Origin of the sequence: Caballeronia calidae, from assembly GCF_900044055.2 — a bacterium.
GTDB classification, from domain to species: domain Bacteria; phylum Pseudomonadota; class Gammaproteobacteria; order Burkholderiales; family Burkholderiaceae; genus Caballeronia; species Caballeronia calidae.
The window spans coordinates 1-1,078 of the sequence record NZ_FCOX02000295.1; the positions used below are offsets into that span (position 1 = coordinate 1).

Genomic DNA, 1,078 nt, shown 5'->3' on the forward strand with positions numbered 1-1,078 from the left:
AATGTCATATCCTCAACGCCCCATTGCGTACATACTAGCCGCCGCAAACCACGGTACGATGATTGTCAATCGCAACGTGGACAGCGTCAAGCAGCACGGCCGGTTTACCGACAACCATCTTGGCCGGTCGACCGGGATGATTGTCGGTCGTTATCCGGTCATGGTTGTCGCTCCTTGTTGATGTTTGTCGCTGGATGATTGTCGGCGCCGGTTGTTCTGTTTGTCGCTGGCTGCGCGACGACGGTAGCTTTCGACGTTCATCTCGAAGATCGTCGAATGGTGGACGAGTCGGTCGATTGCAGCGACAGTCATGCCGGGATCCGGAAACACGTTATTCCATCCCGAGAAGGGCTGGTTGGCCGTGATCAGAAGGCTGCGGCGCTCGTATCTTTCGGCGATCAGCTCGAACAGGACGCTTGTTTCGGCCTGGTCCTTACGGGCGTACGACAGGTCGTCGAGGATGATCAGGTCGAAGCGGTCGAGCTTGGCAAGAGCTGAAGGCAACTGCAGGCTCTGGCGCGCAGCCTGCAGCTTCTGTACGAGCTCGCTCGTACGCGTGAACAGCACCCGGTAGCCGGCGTCAATCAACGCGTGTCCGATGGCCGAACCTAGGAATCCGCGCGGCAGACAGAATTTGAGCTGCCGGTACTGACGCCACATCGTGCGGGCGTCAACGCCGATTGCGGTTTGGCCCGCCATTGCGCGCAAAAGTGGCTTTCCCGGCGGCGAAATCAGGGCAATGTTGTCCCCTTCGGGACTTACGCAGGCGTCATTTTCGACATTCTGCGTAGGTTCAGCGCCGCGCAGACGAGTTTCCATTCGGCCTGTGCCTTGGCCAGTCCACGCATGCTGAATTGTCGAAATCCGAGAACGCTCTTTACCCAGGCATTCGGCGGTTCGGACAGCCATTTGCGCTTTCGATAGGCCGCCTGAGTTTGCGCACAAGTAAACTTGTCGGCCATCGCGGCGCATAGGAACGAGTGAGAAATAACTTCCCGGCGGTGCTGGGTGGTGGGAAGCGGCACTGTTAAGATGCAATGGATCCGGAGGATAGACGATGCAGGCTGGTTACAGGGCT

1 protein-coding gene and 2 pseudogenes are annotated in these 1,078 nt (G+C 58.2%); 1 reads left to right on the forward strand and 2 read right to left on the reverse strand.

The features are described from left to right. Positions 1-181: pseudogene (locus AWB78_RS49200) on the forward strand (hypothetical protein); the annotation flags it as partial. On the opposite strand, the pseudogene AWB78_RS42740 reads toward AWB78_RS49200, so the two are convergent. Beyond that, a pseudogene (locus AWB78_RS42740) lies at positions 151-612 on the reverse strand (ATP-binding protein); the annotation flags it as partial. The pseudogenes AWB78_RS49200 and AWB78_RS42740 sit on opposite strands and share 31 nt — an antisense overlap. A 146-nt stretch (positions 613-758) precedes the next feature. Further along, positions 759-1,078, reverse strand: a 320-nt coding sequence (locus AWB78_RS49205; protein WP_232478151.1) for a transposase, incomplete at its 5' end; no start/stop codon positions are given.